The 25488-nt window shown below is 40.9% G+C and carries 19 protein-coding genes, 1 tRNA gene and 2 pseudogenes; 12 read left to right on the top strand and 10 right to left on the bottom strand.

Going from position 1 to position 25488, the window contains the following annotated elements; all coding sequences use genetic code 11:
• Positions 1 to 2: 2 nt before the first annotated feature.
• The 11 genes and pseudogenes from WSWS_RS03525 (at position 3) to WSWS_RS03480 (ending at position 13791) form a co-directional block, all read left to right on the top strand.
• The gene (locus WSWS_RS03525; protein ID WP_070229981.1) at positions 3 to 671 is read left to right on the top strand and encodes an ABC transporter ATP-binding protein; all 669 of its coding nucleotides are present in this window, start codon (positions 3 to 5) and stop codon (positions 669 to 671) included.
• A 167-nt stretch (positions 672 to 838) separates the two neighbouring features.
• A complete protein-coding gene (locus WSWS_RS03520; protein WP_237342601.1) occupies positions 839 to 1063 on the top strand; it encodes a DsrE family protein in 225 nt (74 codons plus the stop codon).
• A gap of 1249 nt (positions 1064 to 2312) precedes the next feature.
• Positions 2313 to 2453 (top strand): annotated as a pseudogene (locus WSWS_RS08115) (ABC transporter ATP-binding protein); the annotation flags it as partial.
• 90 nt (positions 2454 to 2543) lie between these two features.
• Positions 2544 to 3623, top strand: coding sequence for a bifunctional glycosyltransferase family 2/GtrA family protein (locus WSWS_RS03515; protein ID WP_070229980.1), 1080 nt, complete (start codon positions 2544 to 2546; stop codon positions 3621 to 3623).
• A 5-nt stretch (positions 3624 to 3628) separates the two neighbouring features.
• Positions 3629 to 5626, top strand: coding sequence for a glycosyltransferase (locus tag WSWS_RS03510; protein WP_210726290.1), 1998 nt, complete (start codon positions 3629 to 3631; stop codon positions 5624 to 5626).
• 19 nt (positions 5627 to 5645) lie between these two features.
• The gene (locus WSWS_RS03505; protein WP_237342600.1) at positions 5646 to 7499 is read left to right on the top strand and encodes an ABC transporter permease; all 1854 of its coding nucleotides are present in this window, start codon (positions 5646 to 5648) and stop codon (positions 7497 to 7499) included.
• A 303-nt stretch (positions 7500 to 7802) separates the two neighbouring features.
• A complete protein-coding gene (locus WSWS_RS03500) occupies positions 7803 to 9008 on the top strand; it encodes an APC family permease (RefSeq protein ID WP_237342599.1) in 1206 nt (401 codons plus the stop codon).
• Between the two features lie 65 nt (positions 9009 to 9073).
• A complete protein-coding gene (locus WSWS_RS03495; protein WP_070229978.1) occupies positions 9074 to 9409 on the top strand; it encodes a DsrE family protein in 336 nt (111 codons plus the stop codon).
• Positions 9410 to 9685: 276 nt separating this feature from the next.
• Entirely contained in the window at positions 9686 to 10441 is a 756-nt protein-coding gene (locus WSWS_RS03490) for an SDR family NAD(P)-dependent oxidoreductase (RefSeq protein ID WP_070229977.1), read from the top strand.
• A gap of 355 nt (positions 10442 to 10796) precedes the next feature.
• Positions 10797 to 12551: a DUF262 domain-containing protein gene (locus tag WSWS_RS03485; RefSeq protein ID WP_070229976.1), complete on the top strand. Its 1755-nt coding sequence runs from the start codon at positions 10797 to 10799 to the stop codon at positions 12549 to 12551.
• 330 nt (positions 12552 to 12881) lie between these two features.
• Positions 12882 to 13791 (top strand): annotated as a pseudogene (locus tag WSWS_RS03480) (LCP family protein).
• 101 nt (positions 13792 to 13892) lie between these two features.
• Here the strand turns inward: WSWS_RS03480 and WSWS_RS03475 are convergent.
• From WSWS_RS03475 to WSWS_RS03430, 10 genes are all read right to left on the bottom strand, one after another.
• Positions 13893 to 14408, bottom strand: coding sequence for a PASTA domain-containing protein (locus WSWS_RS03475; RefSeq protein WP_070229975.1), 516 nt, complete (start codon positions 14406 to 14408; stop codon positions 13893 to 13895).
• A gap of 108 nt (positions 14409 to 14516) precedes the next feature.
• Complete coding sequence (locus WSWS_RS03470) at positions 14517 to 15422, bottom strand: VOC family protein (RefSeq protein ID WP_070229974.1); 906 nt, start codon at positions 15420 to 15422, stop codon at positions 14517 to 14519.
• A 10-nt stretch (positions 15423 to 15432) separates the two neighbouring features.
• Positions 15433 to 16230 (bottom strand): alpha/beta fold hydrolase, encoded by a 798-nt coding sequence (locus WSWS_RS03465; protein WP_070229973.1) that lies wholly within the window; start codon positions 16228 to 16230, stop codon positions 15433 to 15435.
• Between the two features lie 21 nt (positions 16231 to 16251).
• Positions 16252 to 16336: transfer RNA gene (locus WSWS_RS03460), tRNA-Leu, on the bottom strand.
• Positions 16337 to 16387: 51 nt separating this feature from the next.
• Positions 16388 to 17797: a dihydrolipoyl dehydrogenase gene (lpdA, locus tag WSWS_RS03455; RefSeq protein ID WP_070229972.1), complete on the bottom strand. Its 1410-nt coding sequence runs from the start codon at positions 17795 to 17797 to the stop codon at positions 16388 to 16390.
• 4 nt (positions 17798 to 17801) lie between these two features.
• Positions 17802 to 19112 carry a 2-oxo acid dehydrogenase subunit E2 gene (locus WSWS_RS03450; RefSeq protein WP_070229971.1) on the bottom strand — a complete coding sequence of 437 codons (1311 nt, stop codon included), beginning with the start codon at positions 19110 to 19112 and terminating at the stop codon, positions 17802 to 17804.
• On the bottom strand, positions 19105 to 20085 hold the full coding sequence (locus WSWS_RS03445; RefSeq protein ID WP_070229970.1) for an alpha-ketoacid dehydrogenase subunit beta: 981 nt from the start codon (positions 20083 to 20085) through the stop codon (positions 19105 to 19107). Before WSWS_RS03445 ends, WSWS_RS03450 begins: the two co-directional genes overlap by 8 nt.
• A 1-nt stretch (position 20086) precedes the next feature.
• Positions 20087 to 21220 carry a thiamine pyrophosphate-dependent dehydrogenase E1 component subunit alpha gene (locus WSWS_RS03440; protein ID WP_070229969.1) on the bottom strand — a complete coding sequence of 378 codons (1134 nt, stop codon included), beginning with the start codon at positions 21218 to 21220 and terminating at the stop codon, positions 20087 to 20089.
• A complete protein-coding gene (locus WSWS_RS03435) occupies positions 21217 to 22230 on the bottom strand; it encodes a lipoate--protein ligase (RefSeq protein WP_070229968.1) in 1014 nt (337 codons plus the stop codon). Before WSWS_RS03435 ends, WSWS_RS03440 begins: the two co-directional genes overlap by 4 nt.
• A 344-nt stretch (positions 22231 to 22574) precedes the next feature.
• Positions 22575 to 23831 (bottom strand): OFA family MFS transporter, encoded by a 1257-nt coding sequence (locus WSWS_RS03430; RefSeq protein WP_070229967.1) that lies wholly within the window; start codon positions 23829 to 23831, stop codon positions 22575 to 22577.
• Positions 23832 to 24316: 485 nt separating this feature from the next.
• Between WSWS_RS03430 and WSWS_RS03425 the strand changes: the two genes are divergently transcribed.
• A complete protein-coding gene (locus tag WSWS_RS03425; protein ID WP_070229966.1) occupies positions 24317 to 25306 on the top strand; it encodes a DNA/RNA non-specific endonuclease in 990 nt (329 codons plus the stop codon).
• Positions 25307 to 25488 lie beyond the last annotated feature (182 nt).

Here is a 25488-nt window from a genome sequence, read left to right as displayed (position 1 = left end):
AGATGTCATCTTTAATTTTTGATTCTGTAACCAAAATTTTCGGCGAGGGTAGCAGTAAGTATGTGGCGCTCAAAGATGTTAATTTCGAAGCAGAAAGTGGGCAATTGATCATCGTGGTCGGTCCATCTGGTTCTGGGAAAACAACCTTCTTAACGATTGCTGGTGGATTGCAAACACCAAGTACGGGTGAAGTTGAAATCAACGGTCAACAAATCACCAGCTTGTCCAAGCAAGCCCAAACCAAGCTTCGGCTAGATAAAATTGGCTTCGTATTACAATCATATAATCTTGTACCTTTTTTAACCATCGCCGAACAATTCAAATTAATGGATAAAATCAAGCAGGATAATCTGACTAAGGAAGCAATGCAGGCATTACTGGATGATTTGGGGTTGTCAGATTTATTAAATAAATACCCCAATCAACTATCTGGTGGTCAGAAACAACGTGTCGCAATTGCTAAGGCCTTATATACCAATCCAGAGTATATCTTAGCAGATGAACCCACGGCCGCTTTAGATACAGATCGTTCAATGGCCGTGATTAATTTGTTAAAAGATCTCGCGCATAAGCGCAATAAAATCATCATTGTCGTGACGCATGATTTACGGTTAAAAGATATGGCCGATAAAGTTTATCAAATTATTGATGGGCAAATGACCATGCTGTAGCTCGTTATCATGTTGTTTCGTTCAGCATTTAAAAAGTGATGCTAGGAGGCCCCAGTTATGGATGTTATTTTTCATATTGACGAGACAATCAAGTGGCCAACCGTGTTATCTAATCTCAAACATATGAATGAGTGGTACAAGCAAACGGGTACGACTGGAACGATCGATTGTTGATTAATGGTGAAGCTGTGGAACAAGCGATGAAAGCGTCTGATGTTAATTTCACCGAGATGATTGATCGTAATATCAAGATTGCCGTTTGCCAAAATTCACTGGATCAACGCCAAATCGCTACAGCAGACTTACAAGATGCAGTAGCAGCGGTAGTGCCATCGGGAGTGGTGGAACTAGCGATCAAACAACAGCAAGGGTACAGTTATATCAAACCTTGATTTTCAGCAAAAATAAACCACATGTAATAGCCACTAATCAATATGATTGGTGGCTATTTTTGTGTTATTTATAATATGTTTATTATCTATATGATGTGAGACTTTAATATTGCGAATAATAACACTAAATAATCTACTTATCCATAAAAATATTAATAAGCGCCTTTAAATAGGATTTTAATTACCATGAGTAATTGCTCATAATTGAACAATTTGATATAATGTAAGCGTAACTAGTAGCACTAGTTGCGTTTCAAGAGCAAAGAGATGGCCATGTTTCCTAAGAATTTATTAATCGTTTTAACAATGCTGTTTCTTTAAATTCTGATGGGAACAAAATTTGTTATTGATCAATCACTTATTCTTAGTAATGCTGCTGAAATAGAATTGACTGAATTACACCGACAATCTTTAATAAATGTTTCTAGGTATCATAAGGGTTAAACTTATATTCATTATTTTGGGTAAGAATATAGAATAGGAGTCTTTAAAAAGGATTTGCATAGACTTGTTTTAGATTTAAACACGGTAGTTACAGGTCTTTTTGCTGGTTCAGATCCTAGGCATTCTGATATTGTAATTAAAGCCGCTGGGTTTAGTATAATTGTGTTTAATATTATAACCACTTTTTGTGATGTGAACTATCATAAAAATAAGTCAAAATAATTAATAAATATTCTAAAATTTACTCCCTTAACATAAGGTCGATTATGAAAAATAAAAAAATCGTTAAACCCACTATATCAAAAGTTTAGCGATTTTTTAGAACACAGTAATTTTGAGATTTTGCTATTTTGATTGGTTTAACTAATTGGATAGACAGGATTATAAAAGAGGCGTTAGAGTGGATCGTTATCTCAACTTTTTCCTTATTAAATTACTGGGGTAACATTCTCTTATACTAAAAAGTAAACTGTTTTTATTCAGTCCGTAAAATGAGAGTATAGGCGTATTTTTATGTCAATTCGTTATTCACAGCATTTTAAAGATTCACAGGTTAAACTTCACCAAGAAGGACGTTCCCTTAAATTATTAGCAGCGGAATTTGAACCCCTCAAAAGATTCTATTGATATTTGGGTCAAACAAGCTACCTCGGCCATGATTAATGGTAAGACTAAGACTTTCAAGGATATAAGCAATTAGAGAACTGCCTCGCTATTTTGGAAGAAAAAAACGAAATTCTAAAGTGTGTTGTGATTGTGAAGGCTTGGGTATACCAAACCACAGCTACCTGAGATGCATAAACATTCAATGGCCGTGATTATCTTGTTAAAAGATCTTGCCCGTAGGCGTAATAAAATCATTATCGTTGTAACCCATGATTTACGGCTAAAAGACATGGCCGACAAGGGTTACCAAATTATCGACGGGCCAATTGAACTGCTGTAGCTTGTTTTTTAAGTGTGAGCTGTTTTCAATTTAAAAGACATGTCACTTAGACAATATCGAATTTTTACTAAACATAACGGAGAAACATATATGGTAGAAAATATAACTGATAACATCGGTGTGCTCATCCCCTCGCTTGATCCCGATGAGAAACTAATTATCTTAATTGACAAATTAGTGAATACTAATTTGTTTAGTCACCGAATCGTGATTATCGATGATGGTACCCAAGAGCAGACAATTTTTGATGAAATAGCTCATAAGACGTCTGACGAAGTTCAGATTATTCATCATGCAGAAAATTTTGGTAAGGGGGCGGCACTGAAAACGGGCTTCAAGTATTTCATTGAGCATCATCCGGAAATCACAGGCATTGCGACACTGGATTCAGATGGGCAGCATACAGTCGCTGATCTACAAAAATGTATCGCGTTGTTTGCTCAACAACCACATGATTTAACGATTGGTAGCCGTACTTTTTCAAAAGATATCCCATTTCGGAGTCGCTTTGGTAACACGTTAACTAGCAGCTTGGTCCGTTTACTCACGGGCTTGAAGCTTTCGGATACCCAAACTGGCCTCCGGGTGATTCCAATCGACTATGCTAAGGAACTATTAACGTTTTCAGGTGATCGTTTTGAATTTGAATTTGATATGTTGCTAGAGGCGAAGAAATACCATATTGCCATTCATGAACAGCCGATTGAGACAATTTACATCGATAACAATGCAACGTCGCATTTTCGTGTGATTCGCGACTCATTATCGATTTACTTACAATTCTTTAAATTTTCATTGAGTAGCTTGTTGTCTTTTGTCATCGATATTGCTGTTTTTGCCTTGGTCATTCACTTACTTGGTGAAGCATCTTTCCAAGCCATCATGTGGGCCACAATTTTAGCACGCTTAGTTTCATCTATTGCCAATTATCTAGTTAACCGCCACCTTGTGTTTGAAGGCGTGGGTACGGCGACGATGCGCAAGTATGGGGCGTTAGTCATCGTGCAAATGTTGTTATCTGGTTACTTAACGCACTTAGTTTCAACGGAGATTCATGTAGCACATCAAACCACATTGCTGATTACGTTAATGAAAATTTTCATTGATTTTGTTTTATTTTTGGCGAGTTATCAAATTCAAACAAAGTTGATTTTTGTTAAAAAGGAATAGACACAATGAAAATATCGAAAAAAAGAAAATTACTATATATTGTCTCAGTGGTGTTAGTCACGATTTATTTAATTTGGCGTATTTTTTTCACCATTCCATGGCAAACGAATATTTTCGTTTTAATTTTTGCGCTCTTGCTAGTCGGTAATGAGATCATTTCCAATGCCACCGCCTTTTTACTATTAATTTTGCGCATTTCTAGTACGGGTAAATTGCAGGCAAAGACCAGTATTCCAAAATTTATGCCTCATCAAATAGTTCCTGAGGTTGATGTCATCATCGTGACGCATAATGAAGAGCTAGCATTGTTGCAAAAGACCATTAATGCCGCTACTTTTTTAAAATATCCGGATAAGAGTAAAGTTCATGTGGTGATTGCTGATGATGGGAATCGCCCGGCAGTTCGTGAGTTAGCAGAAGCATATGGCGTGCAGTATATTGGTATGACGAATAATACTGAGGCAAAGTCTGGCAATATCAACCATGCTTTAAAGCAGTTGCATTCACCATTATTTGTGATTTTTGATGCAGACATGATTCCATTTTCAACTTTCTTGGAGCATAGTGTCCCATTTTTCACAAAAAACATTGATGATTTAGCCAACGACGAAGATCAAGTTAAGCCTCTGGGTTTTCTGCAAACACCGCAAAGTTTTTATCATGTTGATATTTTTCAACACAATTTATTTTCTGGTAAATCAATTTCAAATGAACAAGACTTCTTTTCACGTGATATTAATGTCCTGAACGGTGCCAATGATGGGGCCATTTTTACTGGTTCGAATGCTATTTTCTTACGGCAAGCGGTTGATGAGGCGGGGGGCTTCCCCACAGATACTTTAACGGAAGATTTTGAGCTGGGCGCCAAAATTAATATTGCTGGGTATGCCAGTATTTCAACAATCCTGCCAGAATCTGCCGGGACGACCCCGTTGGACGTCAAAGGTGTTATCAAACAACGCGTTCGTTGGGGGCGGGGGGTGATGCAAAGTACGCGAAACTTGCATATCTTTACTAATCCAAACATTTCATTTATGAATCGTGTCATTTTAATTAATTCATATCTCTACTGGTGGTCATTTGCACGACGGTTAGTTTATATTGCTGCACCCGTACTTTATGCTCTTTTCAAAGTACAAGTGGTGAATGCCAATTTTTGGCTGTTACTCGTGCTATGGGCACCTGGCTATTTTCTGTTACACTATGCGCTAAGTATTTCGCCAAATCACATTCGGACTGAATTCTGGGGTGAAGTGCAGGAAACCTTTTTTGCACCGTATCTGTTTATTCCAATTATCCTTGAGACCCTGGGCATCAAGGCAAAAAAGTTTAAGGTGACAATTAAGAACGCAGAAGCATCAATTATTGATCGCATCTATGTTCTGCCACATTTAATGTTATGGATCATCACGTTATTTGCGATTGTTAAATTCAATTATGGCAAGTGGGGTTCAGAAATTATGATGGGTAGTATCATCACTTTTTGGCTATTATTGCATTTCGCCAACTTAACGTTTAGTATCTTCGTGGCGTTAAATCGTACTAATTATCGTAACAGTGAAAGATTTGCTCGTAAAACCACTGGCAAAATTTACATCGATAATGGAGAAACTGCGCGTGCAATTGAGATCGACGATTTGTCGGAAAGTGGAATCTTATTTCATTTTGCTTCTTCAAAAAATGGGATGGCAGTTGATCAAGACTTTTCGGGTATCCTTTATTATGAGAATCAACCAATTGAAATTAGTGGGTCCATTATTAGAATTCTAATCGAAAATAAGGTGACGCTATATGGTGCAACCATGTCAGCATCACCAGAAACCGCAAATCGACACCTTCAATTAATTTATGATGGGACTAATAAACTTTTGCCATCCGAACAGGATGGTTGGATCACACCATTTGATACACTGCAAATCAATCTCCAAATTCGAGGCGGCCAGTGGCGCCAGAAGATAAACCTTTGGCGTCAGCAGGTAAGGCGTTTACTACATCTGAGTTAACATGAAAGGACAGATGACAATGTTGAATATTTTAGGGACGTTGTTCTTTTTTCTATCCTTAAATGGATATAATTTTGTTTTAAAAAAGATGGGGGTGACGCGTTATCTGGCCTGGATTACAACGATGGCGATCCAAATTTTAATGCTGTATGCCTTTGCGATGTTGGATTTTTTACAAGCAGGCATTATCGGCGTGACCAGTTTAGGCGGTTTGTTCTTTATTTGGTCATTGGTTGAGTATATCCGGCAACCAGATGTTAAGGCGTATCAAAAAGAAAGTGTGCACTACTTTGATATCTGGATGGTGTTGTTCGGGATTGCTTTTATCGTCGTGTTGGCAAAAAGTCCGTTAATTCATTATGACAATTATTCGCATTGGGCAACGATTGTCAAATATATGGTATTTGAAGGACATTTACCAGTCGCACATCAGTCACTCGTGACTTTTACTTCTTATCCACCAGCGTTAGCCTTATTTATCACTCATTTTGTGACCTGGGTAGGTTTCTCAGCAGGTAATATGTTAATTGGGCAATTTCTTCTGATTTGGAGTGCCCTCTATGCGATGTTTGGCATGGTGCGTGATCGTACTCGTGCTTTGAATACATTTATTATTGCTGCCGCTATTGCAGTGGCTTTGATTTTTAACATTTCCATTCGACTCAATAACCTACTGGTTGATTTTGTGTTACCACTCCTGGCGATAGTGGGTATTGTTGGTATATATATCTACCGCCGCAAACTAGCACTGCAGATCACCCATACGACTATTTTTATTGCGGTGCTGTTGTTAAGCAAAAATTCTGGTATGTTCTATGCAGTCATACTAGCGATCTATTTGTGCTATCAAATCATCAAGAATAGTACGCACCAAAAATCAATTCTGAAAATACGTCAAGCGCTGGGCTTCACAGGGTTATCATTGATCCTGGGCTACCTACCATTTTATTGGTGGCAGAACCATGTGGCCCAGACCTTTGCTGGTGTGTCCAAACATGAAATCAGCTTACAAGCCTACGAAAGTCAAGTGACTCATGAGGGGCAACAGATGTTTACCGTGATTGCTCATAAAATGACAACTCAGGTATTTAGTTTGAATTCGTTATCATCGATAGGTTTTTTGTTAGTCAACCTGACTCTCATCATCATTTGGGCAGTCCTAAAGTTTGGCTTGCATAAACAAAATATCCTTTTGAAGGTATTAATTGCCTTAGATGTGATCATGGTAGCCTATTATTTGAGTATTTACGCGATGTATGTTGTCTCGATGCCCTATCCTGAGGCAATCGTCTTAGCGGGCTTTGAGCGCTATATGTCTAGCATTGTGGTATTTAATTTGTTAGTAGGAGCCATGGCAATTACGATTGCCATCGATTATGCCTTTTATGAACCAAATATTGAACAACGTAACTTTTATTCATATAGCTCAGTCATCAGTAAGCAGATCTATCAATGGACGGCATTCATCCTATTTGTCTTTGCAACTATTTTGATGCTTTCCGAATTAAATGGTACTGAATTTAGTAATGAACAAAATATGCACACATTGCCGGTTGAACTAACACAAATTGCTAAACCGCAGTATCGGTTAAATAATAAGAAAGTTCTAATTGTTGATCCGCATAAAGACATGGTTAAAAGTCAGTATACGGAACTAGTTGGCCGTTACTATTTCTTTGATGGCAACGTTACTGCTCGGGAGAATTTCATGATGTCAGCTGCGGACTTCAAACAAACGGTCAATTCATATGACTATATTGTGATTCCGGAATGGCATAGTACCTTTTCGACGATGACTCGGAAGGTCTACCATCAACACATTCGTACCGGTATGTATAAAGTTGAAAATAATCATTTGGTCAAAGTTGATTAGTCATGGAATTAGCGCTTAATTAACACCAAGATCATAGCTATACTAAGCCTGAATTTATCAGCAAAAATAGACCACATGAAATAGCCGCGAAATGATATCATTTCGCGGCTATTTCAGTGTGCGTTTTCTATATTATTTGAGAATTCATTCAAGTGTTACAATGAGTTATGTCCAAAATCTAAATTAAATACCTTGTTTAAATGAAAGCGGTATATAAATATGGCATGGAATAAAAAACAAATGGGTTTCGCCAGTGTTGTTTTGCTAGGGATTAATGGTGTAATTGGAGGAGGACTATTTCTCTTGCCGAGTACTTTATATGAGCAGGGTGGGAATTTAACTATCCTTGCCATTATTCTAGCTGGTATTGCAGCAACGTTGATAGCTATGCATTATGCGGTAATGTCCTCAAAAATTGATGATGATGGGGGAGCATGGACATATACTTATCAGGCGTTTGGACGATTTCCTGGATTCTTAGTTGGTTGGTTTGGCTGGCTGTTTGGGGTAATCACAATCAGCGCTGAATCTGCGGCCTTTTTAAAGACCTTGTCTGGGATCGTGCCAATAGTGGCGCAACCATTTATCTATAATACTTTGACAATTACAATTATGGCCATCCTGATTATCATCAATTTATTTGGTACAGGTATTTCAAGTTACGTTGATGATGTAGCAAGTTTGATTAAAATTCTCGTGATTGCGGCAGTGTTTATCGCTGTGGCAACCTGGTTAGCATTAGGACAGGCTGATAATATTACAATGACGCACACGCCACAAGTTACTAATTTTTCTGGGGCTTTTGGGAATGCATTCTATATGTTTACTGGCTTTTCTCTCATTCCAATTGCGGCTAAGGAGATGAAAAATCCTGGCAAAATGTTACCACGCGCTATTTTGACCGTGATGTTGGTGACAACCGCCATCTTTGTCCTCATGCAGCTAGTGGCCGTGACAGTTCTTGGCACTAGCCTGGTGCATTCATCATTGCCAGTTGCAGATATCATCGGCACCATCATGGGTCGTCCTGGCCGCACAGTGATTATTACTGGCATGACATTATCAATCATTGGGGTAGCCATCGCTAATTCCTTTAACTCGCCCATTGAATTGGCTTCAATGGCCAGTGAACATGGTTTTTTACCGGCAAAATTAGCAATTACCAACAAGTTTGGCGCCCCCGTTTTGGCTATTTTAGTAACAATGACGATCGCAGGTGGTCTGCTGTTAAGTGGTAGCTATCTGTTTTTGATTAAATTAATCGTGTTGAGTGACTTTATGCAGTATTTAGGCACAATTTTTTCATCATTGAAATTACGTCACGATGATTCATTACCGAAAGGCTATCAATTACCTGGTGGAAAATGGCTAACGTATTTGACACTGATCGTAGTTGCCTACTTGTTCACGACGTTTTCTTTGATGACAGTTTTGGTAGGCATTGGGTTTGGCATATTAGGTGCAGGTGTTTATTATTGGAATTTGAAACAGCAACCACACAACTACTAAATATTGAAAATCGAAAAGGTTTTGATGGGGAAGTTGCTAAAAAGTGACATTAGGAGAAATCAACCATGGATGTTATTTTTCATATTGACGAGACAATCAAGTGGCCAACCGTGTTATCTAATCTCAAACATATGAATGAGTGGTACAGCGAAACTGGTTCGACTGGTACGATCGAGTTATTGATTAATGGTGAAGCTGTAGAACAAGCGATTAAAGCGTCTGATGTTAATTTCATAGCGATGATTGATCATAATATCAAGATTGCCGTTTGCCAAAATTCACTCGATCAACGCCAAATCGCTACAGCAGACTTACAAGACGCAGTAGCAGTGGTCGTGCCATCAGGAGTGGTGGAACTAGCGCTTAAGCAACAGCAAGGCTATAGCTATATCAAGCCTTGATTTTCAGCAAAAATAAACCGCATGTCATAGCCACTAATCAAGATGATTGGTGGCTATTTTTGTGCTATCTAAAAGATAGTTAATTTCAATATTATTTGAGAGTTCCATAATGTGAATAATAACACTAAATCATCTATTTATTTATGAAAATAATCATGATTGCTTTTATAAAGGTAATAAATGAACAGAATGCATTGCTCATATTTGAACAATGCGCTATACTTTAGACATAGTCAAAAGCAAATAAATAATATTTTAAAACAGAGGTGAATTGATATGTCAAACAGATTAGAAAACAAGATCGCGATTGTTGTCGGTGGAACGAGTGGCATTGGTAAGGCGATTACAGAGCTTTACGCTGCAGAAGGTGCTAAGGTCGTTATGACTGGACGCCGTGAAGAGAAGGGGCGAGAGATCGAGAAGGCTATCAATGATAATGGTGGTGAATGCTTGTTCATTCAAGCTGATTCTACTAAAAAAGAAGATTTGGAAAATGTTGTTAATACAACAATTGAAAAATATGGACGCATTGATATCTTGAACAATAATGCTGGTATTCTTGCCACAACACCACTTGATGAAATTGATCCAACAGAAGAATTTAATCACATGTTTAACGTCAATGTGACGTCATACTTAACAATGATCCAATTGGTTACACCTTACATGAAGAAGCAAGGTGCAGGTAGCATTATCAACACTGCTTCTGTAGGCGCACGTCAACCAATGCCATTTAACATTAGCTACTCAACATCTAAGGCTGCTGTCAAGCATATGACTGAATCAATGGCCGTTGCATTGGCTGGTGATAACATCCGCGTAAATTCTTTGGCACCAGGATTGACACGTTCTGAAATGGTCGAAGAGGGTAGTGATTTCGAAAAGGCTGTTTTGCCAAGCGTACCAATGAAGCGTACAGGTTCTGCAAAAGAAATCGCCAATGGTTCTCTGTTCTTGGCCAGCGACGAAGCATCATATGTTTCAGGCCACATGCTGGTTCTTGATGGAGCACTTACTGCATTCAGTTGTTAATGCGATACAAATAGATAATAAAACAACCTTCAACCAACAATCAAAAGTTGAGGGTTGTTTTATTGTGAGGGTTGTTTTATTGTGAGGGTTGTTTTATTGTATGGTATCCGTTCGTTCTTAATTGTACATGTTGCCTTTAAAAAAGATAGGTTTAGACTTTCAATAAGTTCCGACGATATGGCCTGTGTCAAGAAATATTTATGAACAAACAGTGTCAATCTGGAGAAAGAAATATCAACGATCATCATTATAAAGTAGGAAAAATTTGATTGGCTAAATAAGTTGTATTTTTCGTGCAATGTAAGGTGAATTGTGATCTAATATATAGTAAAACAATATTTAGGTAAGGATAATCATGAAAATTACTCCAGAGACAAAAACGTTAGCCACCATTTTTCAATTTAACAGTGATAATAAATATTTAATACCTGTTTATCAACGCAACTATTCATGGAAAGATGAACAAATTGAAACACTTTTTGATGACATTTTAGCTGAAGATACTGGGTATTATGTAGGAAATTTGCTGATTAATTCAGATAATGGCGATAACAATGTGATAGATGGTCAACAACGCCTGACAACCCTATCATTAATGTTACTGGCAACATATGAAAAACTATCTGAATATCGAAAAGAGATGGATAATACAGATCCAAGTTTGGATAAATTAATTCAAACTCAATCGGATATTAAGCGACAATTACTTTTAGATGAATCAGATGATGACTCAGTAGAAAATAAGTCGAATGTTCGCCTGGTATTACTAGATAAAGATCAGCAGATATGGGAAGATTTAGTTAAAGTATTAAATCATCAATCCGCTGGGGCCTGGGGAAGACATTTTTTATATAAACGTTATAAATATATAAACGAGGAATTATTTTCAAAGTTTGAAAGTGCCAATGATGTTTTTAGCTTCTATAAAAAACTAAGTAATATAGAATTATTACAAATTTCAGTACCAGAATTATCCGATGCATATCAAGTTTTTGCTAGTCTAAATTCAAAAGGAGTTCCACTTACACCATTGGATCTATTAAAAAACGTATATCTTTCAATGGGTGGACAAATAGCTAAATGGCAACAATTACAAGATGTTTTTACCGATAATGAGAACGAAGATATTGATACAGCAAAAATAACATCTTTTGTGCTTAATAATTATGATGCATTCGAAACAACGACAACTTCAAGTTTAACTAAGGGGAAAATAGTCAAGGAATATGAAAAGATATTCAAAAAGGCTGGAAGTTGCTATATAGATACCTTAATTAAACGAGCAAAGTTATATAATAGAGTTGCAAATAATGAAAAGGTTTATAGCTGGTCACTTTCAGGGCTCGCAAAACTAGATGCTACAACAAGTTATCCTCTCGTCTTAAACTTATTAGAAAACCAAGAAAAGTATGAGTTAACAGATGAGCAATTCAATCAAATTATCGCCGATTTAATCAAACTTTATGTAATGAGAAATATTGCACTAACGCCTAAAGCATCGAACATGAGAGCTGCAATGAATAATTTACGAAAAGAAATTTCAGAGAGTGATTGGCGATCAGAGGAGCTTATTCAGCGAATACATGATAAGTTAGTTGGAATTCAACCCAAATTTGAGGCTGTCAAGCTTGCTTTACAAGAAGGAATTTATGATAAAAATAAAAGAACAGCTCGATTCATTTTGATTGTACTTGAGCGAGAATTTGGTAAATATTTTGATAAAGCCACGGTTGATACGCTTGACGAATATGACAATAATAAAAATCTAAGGTGGTCGATTGAACATATTATTCCACAAGGGAAAAACCTATCAGATTCTTGGAAGGATGCAATTAGTCCAACTGATCGCGGACAAGCTGAAGAAATTCAAATTGAAAATGTTCATAAATTAGGGAATTTGACATTAACCCCATATAATTCGGAAATGGGGAACCGTTCATTTGAAGAAAAGAAAAATTTGACAATTGATGGGAAACTTGTTGGTCTTTCATTAGGGTTATTTTTGAATGAATCCATTGATAAAAACCAAAACATATTTGGTATTGATGAGTTACAGAATCGTCAAGAAATTTTGGAAAGTAAAATTGAAGAACTGTTTCTATTAAAATAGTAATATTTCAAGAGCTATGTAGCAATTAGGCATAGCTTTTTATGTCTATAATAAGCATTAACAAGGATTCGTCTAATTGCTCAATGAGGTAGTCATAGGGCATCGATTTTTCAGAGCTGTGGTAGTTATTTTCTGTTAAATGACAACTCTTGATAATATATATTATGTAAACTAGAAGGAATCGTATTTTTGAAGATTATCTATTTTGACAGTTTCCCGTTGCTATTAACCAACATCCATCTCCGTATTTTATTTTTACTATCAGTAACCAATGTTCTACCCATAGTATATAATGAATAGTATATTCGTAATAATTAAGGAGCTCTACCCATGTTAAAAAGAATTCTGTTATGGGTTCTAGGAATCGCCCTAGCTGTTATCGTTGTATTTGGTGGTGTCGCAGCATATAAAATTCACGAGACTACTTCTAAGATTCACTCATAAGATTCACTCAATGGATAGCCTGTTGAGTAAATCTTCAGATAGCAAGACCAATGCCGGTAAGTCAGTTGCTTATCTTCTCCTTGGGACTGATACCGGTGAACTCGGACGGACATACAAAGGACGTACGGATACCATGATGGTTATGGTCGTTAACCCAGATTCAAAAACTACCACAATGATTTCTTTGCAACGTGATACACGAATTCAAATCGATGGTACCGATGCTAAACTGAATGCGGCTTACGCACTTGGAAATGCCAGTCAAGCAGTTGACACAGTTAATCAACTACTTAATATTAAATTAGATGGTTATCTTTTGGTGAATATGAAGGGGGTAGAGCAATTAGTGGATGCTGTTGGTGGTGTTTCAGTAAAGTCTCCCCTAACCTTCTCTTATGAGGATTATTCTTTTATTAAAAACCAGGAAACCAAACTAGATGGTAAAGCTGCTCTTGCCTTTTCACGCATGCGTTACGATGATCCTCGGGGTGACTATGGCCGTCAAGTTCGTCAACAATTAGTGATTGAAGCAGTGATGAACAAATTGAAAACCAACCCTACTTCAGCTTTGAATAGTACTTTCTTGAACTCTGTTTCAGACAATGTTCGCTCAAATATCTCCCTCACGTCACTACGAAACTTAGCAAGCAAGTACCGTGGCGCTGCCTCAACAATTAATCGGGATCAAATGAACGGTACCGGTTCAATGATTAATGGTGTTTCGTATCAAGAAATGTCGTCAGATGAAATTCAACGGGTGCACAATGAAATTGCGAATGCAATGGATGCCAACTAAATAACCAGTTTAACCACTGCTTTCTTTAATAGAATAAATATTTATCTATATCAAAAAACCAAGACCTATCAAAATAAGGCCTTGGTTTTTTTGATTAGTGGTCAAATCTGATCATCATTGATTTCTATTTCAACTTTTTTAGTCTTTTTTAAATGCAATTTTTCACCAATGTTGGCAGATACGTTTGAAGTAGTTCCTATTACATTTTGGATTCGATCTTGCCGCTTTTGTTTTTTTGAAGCTTTTGCATTTTCTGCTTCTTGAACTAGAATTTTACTACTTATAATAGTTTGCTCATCTACGTAGTACATTTTCACAAATGTGTTCGGCGCTACAGAAGTATTTTCCTTTGGTTGTATTTTGACAATCGTGTTAGGTTTTGCATTGGCATACTCTGCGTCGGGCTGCACAGGGACCTCAGAATGATTAAAATTATACTTGTCCAATGTCGCCTTAGCATCTTCAATATCAACTGACTTGACATCGGGTATTTTGATGTACTCTTTTCTCTTCTCCAATTGATTATTAAGCATTTTTGTTCCTTGCTCCAATACATCAGGAGCGACTGCATTCAGCGCCACTTTCCCAAGCGTACTAATTATTTTTGTCTTCCCCATAATCGTTCTCCTAATGAAATTAATTACCTTAATTATACAGTAGACGTTATCAAAAGTGTTCAAATGCATCGTCCAACTGGAGGTCATACTAATAATCAAACGGTCAAACTAATCCAACAAACCATGTCGTGCAAAGTAATCGTTAATTTCTGCCCGTCTGGTTTCAAATTCACCCGGTAAGGATAAGGTCGTGCCTAGGTCAGCGATACTTTCATCAAGCGTAAATCCGGGACCGTTGGTGGCTACTTCAATTCGGAGGCCGCTTGGTTCACGGAAATAGACGGACTCAAAATAACCACGATTGGCTCGGAATTCTTGTTGGTAGCCTAACTGGGCCGCACGTTCCCAGAGTGCATCGAGTTGCGTACTTGTCGCAACACCAAGCGCATAGTGATCAACTGAACCAGGCCCCCACTTTAACGAAGCGTCTGTTTGACTTTGCTTAATCAACAAATGCTCATATTGATTTAACGTAATCACATGATCAATCGCAGATAACCCAAACATTTGCTCAAAAAACTGTACCGTGGCAGCTTGATTTCTAACGACGAGCGTTGTTGTCGCGATACCTAGTAGTTGATATTGTGCACGAATGTCACTCTGGGGGTTGGTTGTCCAACGACTGCGTGGTGGGTTTTCAACGCCTTGTAAACGCAGTGGAACATGATCGGAATCTTGAAAAATCAACGTATTTGGTGCCTGTACCACAGCGATTTGAAATTGATTAACTAAACGGTGCTGCCAAAACCCTAAGCTTTCAAGGGACACGTTAAAAGCCAAACCATCAAAATAACTGGGACCATCAACCCGTTGCCGGCCATGAAAATTGACCGGGAAAAACGTCACCACACTCCCTGGATTGCCAACATAATCACCATAATAGATATGACGCCGATGTGGGTTATTTTGATTAACTGAGTTCTTAATAAACCGCAGGCCTAATACATCTGTATAAAAGTGCTTATTTGCGACGACGTTCTCCGTTAATAAAGAGATGTGATGATGCTGATACATACTAAATACCTCACAGTTTTAACGTGGTTAACCAGTCTGTGACCACCCGATTGAATTCATCTGCCGCCTCCAAATGTGGAATATGACCACAATCCGCAAAAACATAATCCTGAGATAATGGATGCTGTTGCAACGCATGTGCGGCGGCCGCGTGTTCGGCATCATAGAGTAATGACGCGCCTCCCGCTAAAAACAAGTGCGGCATCTGTTCGTGACGAACGACATCGAGAAAGTTTTGTCCTAAACCATCAATTAATAATGGCAAAGTGGCACCATAATCAAACGGGACCGTTTGCTGGCCAATCGCGATCTTGACATCTTGCGGCAGTGGCCGCTTGATCAAGCGCATTGTTGGGAATTTTTTGGCAGCGGTCACGATATCGGCGTAAGTCAACTGATGACGCCCATAATGCCAGTCATCATCGGCAATCATTTTGGGTGGTTGATCTTCGGTAATCAGCGCCATCACTGATATTTCGGGATGCAATGACAATAATGCGTAGCTGACACTTACCCCCATGGAATGGCCGATTAAGATGAGGCGGTCTAGTTGGAGTGAGGTCAATAGCTCGGCCAGATCTTGTGCTAGCCGGGCGATTCGCAAGCCGTAATCAACCCGTTGACTATGCCCATGTGACCGATAATCCCAGGTCAGCACGCGATATGACTGTGCCATAAACGCTGGTACCTGTTCAAGCCAGGTGCATTGGGATGCCGAATACCCATTAACAAACACGATAACTGGCTGTCCATACTGCCCCTTTAATTCATAGCTTAGTTTGACACCATCTGATGTGATAAAATTCATGCTCATGACCTCCTACCTAGATGCGAATAGTGGGAGTCGAACCCACAACCTTGTAACAAGGGACGGATTTTAAGTCCGTTGCGTTTACCAATTTCGCCATATTCGCAAGATGGAATTGCCAATCTGCGACAATTCCAAGATATCTTAATTAATCGTTCTAAACGTGGATACCGAGACCATCGGCCACTTCGGCAGCGTCCATGATGGCTTCACCGAGAGTTGGATGTGGGTGAACTGTCAATGAGATATCATTTGAGGTTAACCCATTTTCAATCGCCAATGATAGTTCTGAAATCAAATCTGAAGCGCCCGGCCCCACAATCTGGGCACCGATGAGGGCATTGGTTGCCTTATCGGTAATGAGTCGCACGAACCCAACTGCTTCATCCATTGTTAAGGCCCGGCCATTAGCGGCGAATGGGAACTTTGAAATCTTAGCAGCCAATCCTTGTGCTTTGACAGACTCAGGCGTTTCACCAGTAGTGGCCAATTCATAATTGGTGTAAGCCACTGAAGGCATTGAATAGTGAATGTCATGCGCTTCTGCGTCATTTGCAATGGCGGCCGCCGCAATCTTACCTTGGTAACTGGCTTTATGAGCAAGTGCTGGGCCGGCTGTGATATCACCAATGGCGTAAATGTGTGCAGCTGTCGTCTGCATTTGATCATCGATGTCGATCAAACCACGGTCCGTCAAGTGAACATCTGTGTTATTCAGTCCTAAGGTGTCTGTGTTTGGCTTACGACCAACTGAGACTAGGAGGTAATCGGCTGTGACAGTCTGTTCAGCTCCATCGAGTTCAAAAGTCACGGTCACTGAAGTGTCGTTTTGCACGGCTGCCTTAGCTTTCGCGGAAGTCACAATTTGGCCACCTTTAGCCTTGAAGTCATCTAACACTGGCTTGGTCATCTCGGCGTCAAAGCCATTCAACGTGTGGTCAAGACCCTCGATGATGGTGACTTTTGTGCCAAGATTAGCATAAGCCCCACCAAGTTCTGAACCGATGACCCCACCGCCGATAATAATTAAACTCTTCGGAATCTCTGGCAAACTCAGTGCCCCAGTGGAATCTACGATGCGTCCAGTAAACTTGAAACCAGGAATTTCTACAGGATGTGAACCGGTGGCGATAATCGCGTTGTTAAACTGTAAGAGCTGATGACCATCCTCTTGCACCACGTTGATGGTCTCATTGTCATTAAATGACGCCTCGCCTTTGATCACATCAATATGGTGCTTTCTGAAGAGCCCTGCAACACCGGCAGTCAACTTTTCAACCACTTGATGTTGTTTCCAATCTTGGGTTTGTTGCCAATCGAGCTGGACGTCACCGGTGGTCAATCCGAATGGATTACCGGCCGTCGCGGCTTGATAATGATGGCCAACATTAATTAACGCCTTTGACGGAATACAACCAATGTTTAGACAAACCCCACCGATTGCGTCACGTTCGATCACCGTCACTTTTTGGCCGAGTTCAGCTGCCCGAATGGCCGCTACATATCCGCCAGGACCGGAACCGATGACAATTGTATCTAATTCTGTTGCTTGTGCGCCTACTACCATGTCTCTACACCTCCATCAACATATAGGCTGGATCAGCCAATAACTGCTTTAAGTAGTTCATAGCAGTCTGACCTAACATCCCATCAATCAAACGGTGATCGTATGTCAATGACAATTTCATGTTTTGACCGACCGCCAATTCACCATTTTCATTGACAATTGGTTCCTTCAAAATTGATCCGAGACCAAGTATGGCGACATCTGAACCGTTGATAATTGGTGTGAACCAGGTACCCCGAGCGGAACCTAGGTTTGAGATGGTAATCGTTGAGCCCTTCATTTGAGCAGGCTTAATCGTGCCATTACGTACTGCATCAGCCAGCTCGGCAATTTCCTTTGCAATCACGGTGATTGACTTGGCGTCAGCATTGGCGACTACGGGTACGTACAGACCAGCTGGTGCATTCACCGCAATCCCCATGTTCACTTCCTCGTGATAGATAATTTCATGAGTGGCCATGTCGACTGAAGCATTTAATTCAGGGAACTTTTTGGCGGTAGCTGCCAAAGCTTTCACAGCATAAGCCAAATAAGTTAAGTGGATGCCTTCATCAGCAACCCGTTGCTTAAATTGTTGCCGGTGTGCCACCAACTTAGAGACTTCCACACTATCAAAGTTAGTCACCATTGGGATGGCGGCATTTTGTGCGCTCATCGCGTTCGCAATCGCCCGGCGAGTTGGTGTCATGGGTTGCCGACCCTCAGTAACAGTCGGTGCCACCACTGGTGCGGGTGCAGCTTCAGGAACAGGTGGTTGGACTGGTTGGGCTACTTCAGTCACCGGAACACCCGGCGTGGCTGCTACGACTGGTGCACTACCGGCAAAATTCGTGACATCATTTAGGGTGATGTGGCCATGCCGGCCAGTAGCTGGTACCTGTGACAGGTCAATGTGATGCTCTGCCGCATAGTGCCGGACTGATGGCATCGCTAGGATTTGACCGTTGGAAGCCACCACTGGTCGCTCCGGTGCAGTGGCTGGTTCAGTCACTGGAGCTGTCGCTGGCGCTGGTGTAACGGCAGTAGTTACCGGTTCTGATGCTGGTGCAGCCGGTGCGGCCGCCGCCGTTCCCTGACCATCCCCGTCAAATTCAATCAATGGGTCGCCAACACTAACCGTCGTATTGGGGTCGACAAATAATTTTGTAACTGTGCCGGCGTAAGGTGACAAGATTTCTTGCATGAGCTTATCGTTTTGGACTTCAGCCACTGGATCGTCCATCTTGACGACATCCCCGACTTTAACGAGCCAGTCCGTGATATCACCTTCAGCCATGCCTTCGCCGATATCAGGCATCTTGAAAATTTCAGTCATAATCTACAATCTCCTTTACCTTGGCAATGACGTCATCCGCCTTAATCATCCAATCGTTTTCAGCTTGACCAAATGGGTACACCGTGTCTGGCGCAGCGACGCGACCAATCGGTGCTTTCAGGCTCAAAATGAAGCGTTCTGAAATTTCAGCCATGACGGTGGCGCCGATACCGGCCATCCGCTGTGCTTCTTGCACGACAACGACCCGACCTGTCTTTTCTACAGAAGCACCAATTGATTCAATATCTAATGGCGAAACTGTCCGCAAATCCAATACTTCAGCATTGATATCTTGCTTACCTAATTCATCAGCTGCTTTGAGGGCCACAGGTACACCTCCACCATAGCTGATAATCGTGACATCCTGCCCTTCACGCACAATCGCCGCCTTATCAAGTGGGGTTGTGTAGTAACCTTCAGGCACCTCGCCCTTCATTGAACGATAGAGATGAATGTTCTCTAGGAACACTACGGGGTCATTTGATTCAATTGCACTCAGCAATAGCCCTTTTGCATCGGCCGGATTAGCCGGCATAACAACGCGGATACCCGGAATTTGGGCAACCATACCTTCTAGGTTATCAGCGTGCATCTCAGGGGTCTTTGTGCCACCACCATATGGCGAACGAACCACGATCGGCATTTGGCGCGTACCACCAAAGCGGAAACGGTTACGTGACATTTGCCCAGCAATTGAGTCCATCACTTCAAACAAGAAACCGAAGAATTGAATTTCCATCACTGGCCGGTAGTTCTGGGTTGTTAACCCAATTGCGAGACCACCAATGGCAGATTCTGCTAGGGGCGTATTGAAGACCCGCTCCTCACCAAACTTTGCTTGCAATCCATCCGTTGCACGGAAGACACCACCGTTCTTACCAACATCTTCACCAAAAATCAGTGTATTGTCGTCTTTGGTCAACGCCAAATCAAGGGCGTCTTGCACCGCTGCAATATAAGTCTTTTCAGTCATTTTACTTGCCCTCGCTTTCAAAAATTGCAATCTGTTCTTGCATCACTTGGCTAGGTACCTCAAGCGTATTCTTCAAGAAATCACTAATCTTTTGTTTCTCAACACCGTCAGCTCGCTTGATCTGGTCATCAATGTGCGCATTTACTTCTGCGATGTAAGCTGTCTCAAGCTCCTCATTCCAAATACCACGTTGGGTCAAGAAGTGACGCATCCGCAATAGGGGATCTTTTTGCCACCAAGCATCAATATCATCTTTAGTACGGTAACGCAGAGGATCATCCCCCGCGGTTGAGTGGGGCTCCAACCGGTCAGTCAGGGTCTCAATCAGCACTGGTCCATTGCCACTGGCCGCCCATTGACGGGCTTCCTTAGCAGCTAGATAAACGGCAATGGCATCATTACCATCGACGACGACACTTGGGATACCAGCCGCCCAGCCTTTGGCAGCCAGGTGTTTTGCGGCCGTTTGAAAATCACGCGGGGTCGAGATCGCAAAGCCATTATTTTGTGCAATAAAGACAGCGTTGGCTTGGTAGGCAGCCGCAAAATTCATGGCTTCGTAGAAATCACCCTGGGAAGTACCACCATCACCAGTATAGGCGTAAGCAACGGCATCTTTTTGCCGCTTCTTCAATCCTAGAGCTACTCCCGCAGCTTCAACATATTGAGCGCCGATAATAATCTGTGGGAACCAACTGTGAACATCTTTGCCGTCATCAGTGGTCATCACATTACCTTGGACATGGCCCCGTGACCAAAGAATGGCTTTCCAAACTGGCCACCCCTTCATGATGATTTCTGGAATGTCACGATAACCTGGGAATAGCCAATCTTCATCATTAAAAGCAAACGCTGAGGCCATTTGCGAAGCTTCCTGCCCAGCGGTTGGTGCGAAGAAGCCAAACCGACCTTGCTTAGCCAACTTAGTCGAGCGAATGTCCAACTCGCGACTAAATAGCATGTGCTTCATTAGTTCGACTAACTGATCGTCCGTCAATCCGGTACGTTCTAAAGCAGCTTCATCCACAACTGAACCGTCATTTGCTAAGACTTGTAAGGTTGGGAAGGCCTCATCTTGCGCTGCTAGTTGATAGTTGAAGTCAAGTATCTTCTTGTTTGTTTCAGTAATTGTCATGAGTTAATCCTTTCTGGTTCAACTTGTGAACCGGTAAATAGTTCTGATAAGGCTAGATTATCGATGGTACCAAAGTATTGCCCCTCTTTATGCTGCTCAAGAATTCGGAAGATCGCCGCTGGTTCAAATGGCTGACCGATAAAGGCATCCTTGATGTCACGCCAATCACGGACACCGAGGAAATCACCTTGGAAATCAATATCTTCAATTAAACCAGCCGTGACGTTAGCATGGACATCGATACTGCCACCCGGTAGCTTGGCATGATTGTTAAAATCAAATGTTGGGCTAGCACCATAATTCCATGCCCAAGTGCTAAAACGTTCGTCACGCCATTGTTTGATACCGGCGAGTTGCGTGTCATTTAGGACGTATTCGCCATCTTGTCCATTGTTGGTTAAGTAATACTGCAACGCCGCCATAAACTGCTCAATGGTGATATCTGGCGCATAGTCTTTAATATTACCTACTCTACTACGCACGGATTTAGCGGCTTTGGACATGAACTTTTCATCGGCCACATTCAGTGAATGCACCATGGCATCAACATCCGTATCCCAAAGCAAAGTCCCATGATGCATCAAATAGCCACCAGCATAACGTTGCGCATTACCGGAAACCTTTTTCCCATCAATCTCCAAATCATTGCGACCCGAAATTTCGGCTTGAATACCAAGTGAATGTAACGCATCATACATGGGCTGCACAAATTGTTTAAAGTTGACCTCACCACTACTTGAAACTGGCACGAAGAAGGTGAAACAGATATTCCCCAAATCGTGATAAACTGCACCACCACCTGACATCCGGCGAACAACTGGAATATCATGTTGATCAATGTAGTCCTGGTTAATTTCCGCGAAGGTGTTTTGATTCCGGCCAATAATCACCGATGGTGCATCTTGCCAAAGTGAGAAAACCGGTTCATTGAGTTTTAGGTTGTATAACAACCAACTATCCATAGCGATGTTCGTGTAAGCATCTGTCCCCAAATAATTGATATAGCGCAAGATAATTACCCCCTTGTAGTGCTTAATATTTTCTACACCTATATTTTAGCACTTTTATTGTAAGCGCTTTCATATAATTTCGAAATTAGTCAATTTCTTTTTGGAAAGTCATCGGGGGCATGCCATTTACAGGGCATGGCACCCAAACCGGTATGGCAGGACCTGCTATCTCATCAAATGGCGAGCTACCAACCGTTCAGCAACCACTATATATTGATTGCCCCCCTTAATCTTTTGTACCGTGTCTGCCTGTATGGCGGTATTTTTTACAAAATTAACAAGAAAAAAGCCAATCCCCTTTCAAAGAGATTAGCTAAAAATTGATTCAGTTAACTGACGGTCTGTTACTTCAAATCATAGACGGGCTTCTTGATGCCCACCCAGATGATCAACGAAATAATTAACAACACGATATAAACATCAAATACAATGTGCAAATTACCACCCGCGAAAGATAAAATAACGGCACCGGCTAGACTACCAAAGCCAAACCCTTGATAAATAAGAGCATAATTCTGGCTATGATTTTTCAAACCAAAGTAATCGGCCACCATCGTTGGGAATACTGTAATTGTGCCACCAAAGAAAAATCCAACTACCATCATGGCGATATAGAATGTCACCATATGCAACTGTGTGCTGAAAGTTAACACCAACACTGCTGCCAAGGTCGCTGCATAAGACAGGATGAACATTGGCTTACGACCGAGCTTATCAGACAATGCGCCAATGACGAACCGACCAATCGTATTAGCAATGGCAATCAAAGCCACAACGGTAGTAGCTTCTGCCAAAGACAGTCCGGCCAATGTCGTGCCTAAATTCGTCGCAATTCCCGTCATGAAAACACTCAAAGAAATGGTAAATAATGCCAAAAATAAGAGATATGCTTGCGGTGTCCGCAACATTTCAGCTGTCGTAAATTCGTGGTTTTTAATGGTACCAGCTTGGTTTGCCGGTGCCACATCGGGTGCGTCACGTAATAGAAGCGCCCCAACAAGGATCAATGCCATCGCACTCATGCCCCAACCAATGAAGGCCGTTGGTAAATTCTTGACGACATCATTGCCCAAAAAAGCAGCATCAATGAACTTAAAGACAAATGATCCCAGACCATAGAAGGCAATCGCGATTCCAGAAATTAAACCCTTCTTTTCGGGATACCACTTAATCGCATTTGATAAGGTTGCCATATAAGCAATCCCGTCGGCAGCCCCCAAGACAACCCCAGCAAACAGATAAAACATCCAGAGTTGGCTAGCTTGATGAATGGTTGAAATAACCAGCGTCGATAAACCAAACATTAAGCCCGCTCCCATGGTTACCCGCCGGACACCAAAACGACGTACCAAGCGCGCAACAAAAATGGTTGAAAGCGCCAAGGCTAACGCACCAATGGAAAAGATTAATGATACCGCGCCAAGATGTGGTTGTTGGGCCGCGGCCTGGCCGTTTTTATCTAACACAATTTGATGAAACATTCTGAGAATCGGTGTATTAAAAATACTCCATGCATAAAATGTACCCACTCCTAGTTGGACCATCGCCGTCCCGACGATAACCAACCACCGACGGTCCATGTTCTTTGTTTCAGTTGCCATGACAACTATCTCCTTTTCGACTTTGCTACCACCTACAATGCCGAGTACCCTACTCGGTGGTACTTCAGATGGTTCAAACGCTGCGAGGCAGGCCTGAACCATGGTTAGTACAATGATGTAAGCGGTTGCATTTTGTTTACACCATAATCATAATACTTTTCTTACAAAAAATAAATGATATTTATCTGATTAAAAAATACTAAATCATTTGACCATATTAAAAGGTATTTTCGTCAGATTCAGACGAGCTTGCAGCGGTCACAACAACCGTGGTTTGACATTGTTGTTGTAAAGTTGTGCCATTCTTTATAGAATAAAACCAGTTTGATTATTTTAAGGTTTGTGCTGCGCCTGGGCATGTTGATGAAAAATTTCATAGCCTGGTATCACCAAGTGCAACCGGCAGGCAAAGCCGACGTTTAACTAAGCAGGCAGCCAATCTAACTTTGATTTCCATCACCCTACGCGAAGAGAGCTCGAATCCAATGAAAAAAAACATAGTCCCCATCCTACTCATCTCAGTGTTGACGAGCACAGTGTTGCTGCATACTACGCCGGTTAACGCGGCGACCGATGCCCCGTTAAAATACACGACCAAAAAACAACTGATGCTAGGTAATTTAGATCGGTACCAACGCGCCAGCACTGCCCATATTCAAGTCAGTGCGAACCAATTACCAAGATTAGAGCGCACAGCGCTAACGTACAACCCAATCGGTTGGCATAACTATCACTTATCCTTCGACAAAAATAGTACCAAAAAAGCATGGCTCTTTGATCGCGGGCACCTCATTGGCTATGAGCTCAGTGGCTTAAACAATGTCCCGCGCAATCTGACCATTGAAACCCACTATTTAAATGCAGGATCAGTGAATGGCCTGAATGCCAACAATATTAATGGTATGTTGTTTTATGAAAACAAACTGACGACCTGGGTCAAAAACAACCCGAGCTATCGCTTAGATTATCAAGTCACCCCGCAATACTCGGGGGCTGAATTGATTCCCCGCCATGTTCGTTTAACTTATGTAGGTTACTCAAATAACGGTAAGTTACTTGCGATCAAGCTGGGTTCTTCCAAAGAAAAGCGTAATAGCAACGGTACGACCACTGTCACCTTAGATAATGTCTCATTTAACGCGAAGATTAACTACACCACTGGCACGGCCACCGGGATAATCAACCCAGTAGTTAAAAAACCAACCCTGACGATTAAAACCTTTGCCGGGGTTAAATTGGCCAATCAGCGCGGTGGCGGCTACACGATAAAAATTACAGAATCAAAAAATAGCCATTTCATTGGTTATGCTAAGCCTAATCAAATAGTTTACGTAGCTTCAAACGGTACCAGCAAGGTCTATTGGTTTAACAAAACACACATGTCTTCACGAACAAATAAGAGCCGGGTTAAAAATATGACACTGCAAAATGCACTGAACGCTGGTAAAAGGTTGTCGATAACAGAACATAATTAATTGAACGATGCCTGTTTTGACCAATATTTCATTTAAATAGCATCTTAGCTGTTATATACAAGTTATTAAATGTCTAATACAAGAATTTATGAGTGGGCTGTTTCTACTATTTCACAATGAATTGTCTTAATGTTTGCTTAATAAATCGAAAATTACTGATAACCTTACTTATGAGCTGGAAA

The sequence above is a fragment of the Weissella soli genome, from assembly GCF_001761545.1.
In the GTDB taxonomy this organism is placed as follows: domain Bacteria; phylum Bacillota; class Bacilli; order Lactobacillales; family Lactobacillaceae; genus Weissella; species Weissella soli.
This window is presented reverse-complemented; position numbering and strand designations above follow the sequence as displayed.

What these genes read in the sequence shown, in the direction of transcription:
- WSWS_RS03525 (WP_070229981.1), top strand. Translation starts at nt 3, where the DNA reads ATGTCATCTTTAATTTTTGATTCTGTAACCAAAATTTTCGGCGAGGGT.
- WSWS_RS03440 (WP_070229969.1), bottom strand. Translation starts at nt 21,220, where the DNA reads ATGACAATTACTGAAACAAACAAGAAGATACTTGACTTCAACTATCAA.
- WSWS_RS03495 (WP_070229978.1), top strand. Translation starts at nt 9,074, where the DNA reads ATGGATGTTATTTTTCATATTGACGAGACAATCAAGTGGCCAACCGTG.
- WSWS_RS03505 (WP_237342600.1), top strand. Translation starts at nt 5,646, where the DNA reads ATGTTGAATATTTTAGGGACGTTGTTCTTTTTTCTATCCTTAAATGGA.
- WSWS_RS03425 (WP_070229966.1), top strand. Translation starts at nt 24,317, where the DNA reads ATGAAAAAAAACATAGTCCCCATCCTACTCATCTCAGTGTTGACGAGC.
- WSWS_RS03515 (WP_070229980.1), top strand. Translation starts at nt 2,544, where the DNA reads ATGGTAGAAAATATAACTGATAACATCGGTGTGCTCATCCCCTCGCTT.
- WSWS_RS03490 (WP_070229977.1), top strand. Translation starts at nt 9,686, where the DNA reads ATGTCAAACAGATTAGAAAACAAGATCGCGATTGTTGTCGGTGGAACG.
- WSWS_RS03485 (WP_070229976.1), top strand. Translation starts at nt 10,797, where the DNA reads ATGAAAATTACTCCAGAGACAAAAACGTTAGCCACCATTTTTCAATTT.
- WSWS_RS03510 (WP_210726290.1), top strand. Translation starts at nt 3,629, where the DNA reads ATGAAAATATCGAAAAAAAGAAAATTACTATATATTGTCTCAGTGGTG.
- WSWS_RS03430 (WP_070229967.1), bottom strand. Translation starts at nt 23,831, where the DNA reads ATGGCAACTGAAACAAAGAACATGGACCGTCGGTGGTTGGTTATCGTC.
- lpdA (WP_070229972.1), bottom strand. Translation starts at nt 17,797, where the DNA reads ATGGTAGTAGGCGCACAAGCAACAGAATTAGATACAATTGTCATCGGT.
- WSWS_RS03465 (WP_070229973.1), bottom strand. Translation starts at nt 16,230, where the DNA reads ATGAATTTTATCACATCAGATGGTGTCAAACTAAGCTATGAATTAAAG.
- WSWS_RS03445 (WP_070229970.1), bottom strand. Translation starts at nt 20,085, where the DNA reads ATGACTGAAAAGACTTATATTGCAGCGGTGCAAGACGCCCTTGATTTG.
- WSWS_RS03450 (WP_070229971.1), bottom strand. Translation starts at nt 19,112, where the DNA reads ATGACTGAAATTTTCAAGATGCCTGATATCGGCGAAGGCATGGCTGAA.
- WSWS_RS03470 (WP_070229974.1), bottom strand. Translation starts at nt 15,422, where the DNA reads ATGTATCAGCATCATCACATCTCTTTATTAACGGAGAACGTCGTCGCA.
- WSWS_RS03475 (WP_070229975.1), bottom strand. Translation starts at nt 14,408, where the DNA reads ATGGGGAAGACAAAAATAATTAGTACGCTTGGGAAAGTGGCGCTGAAT.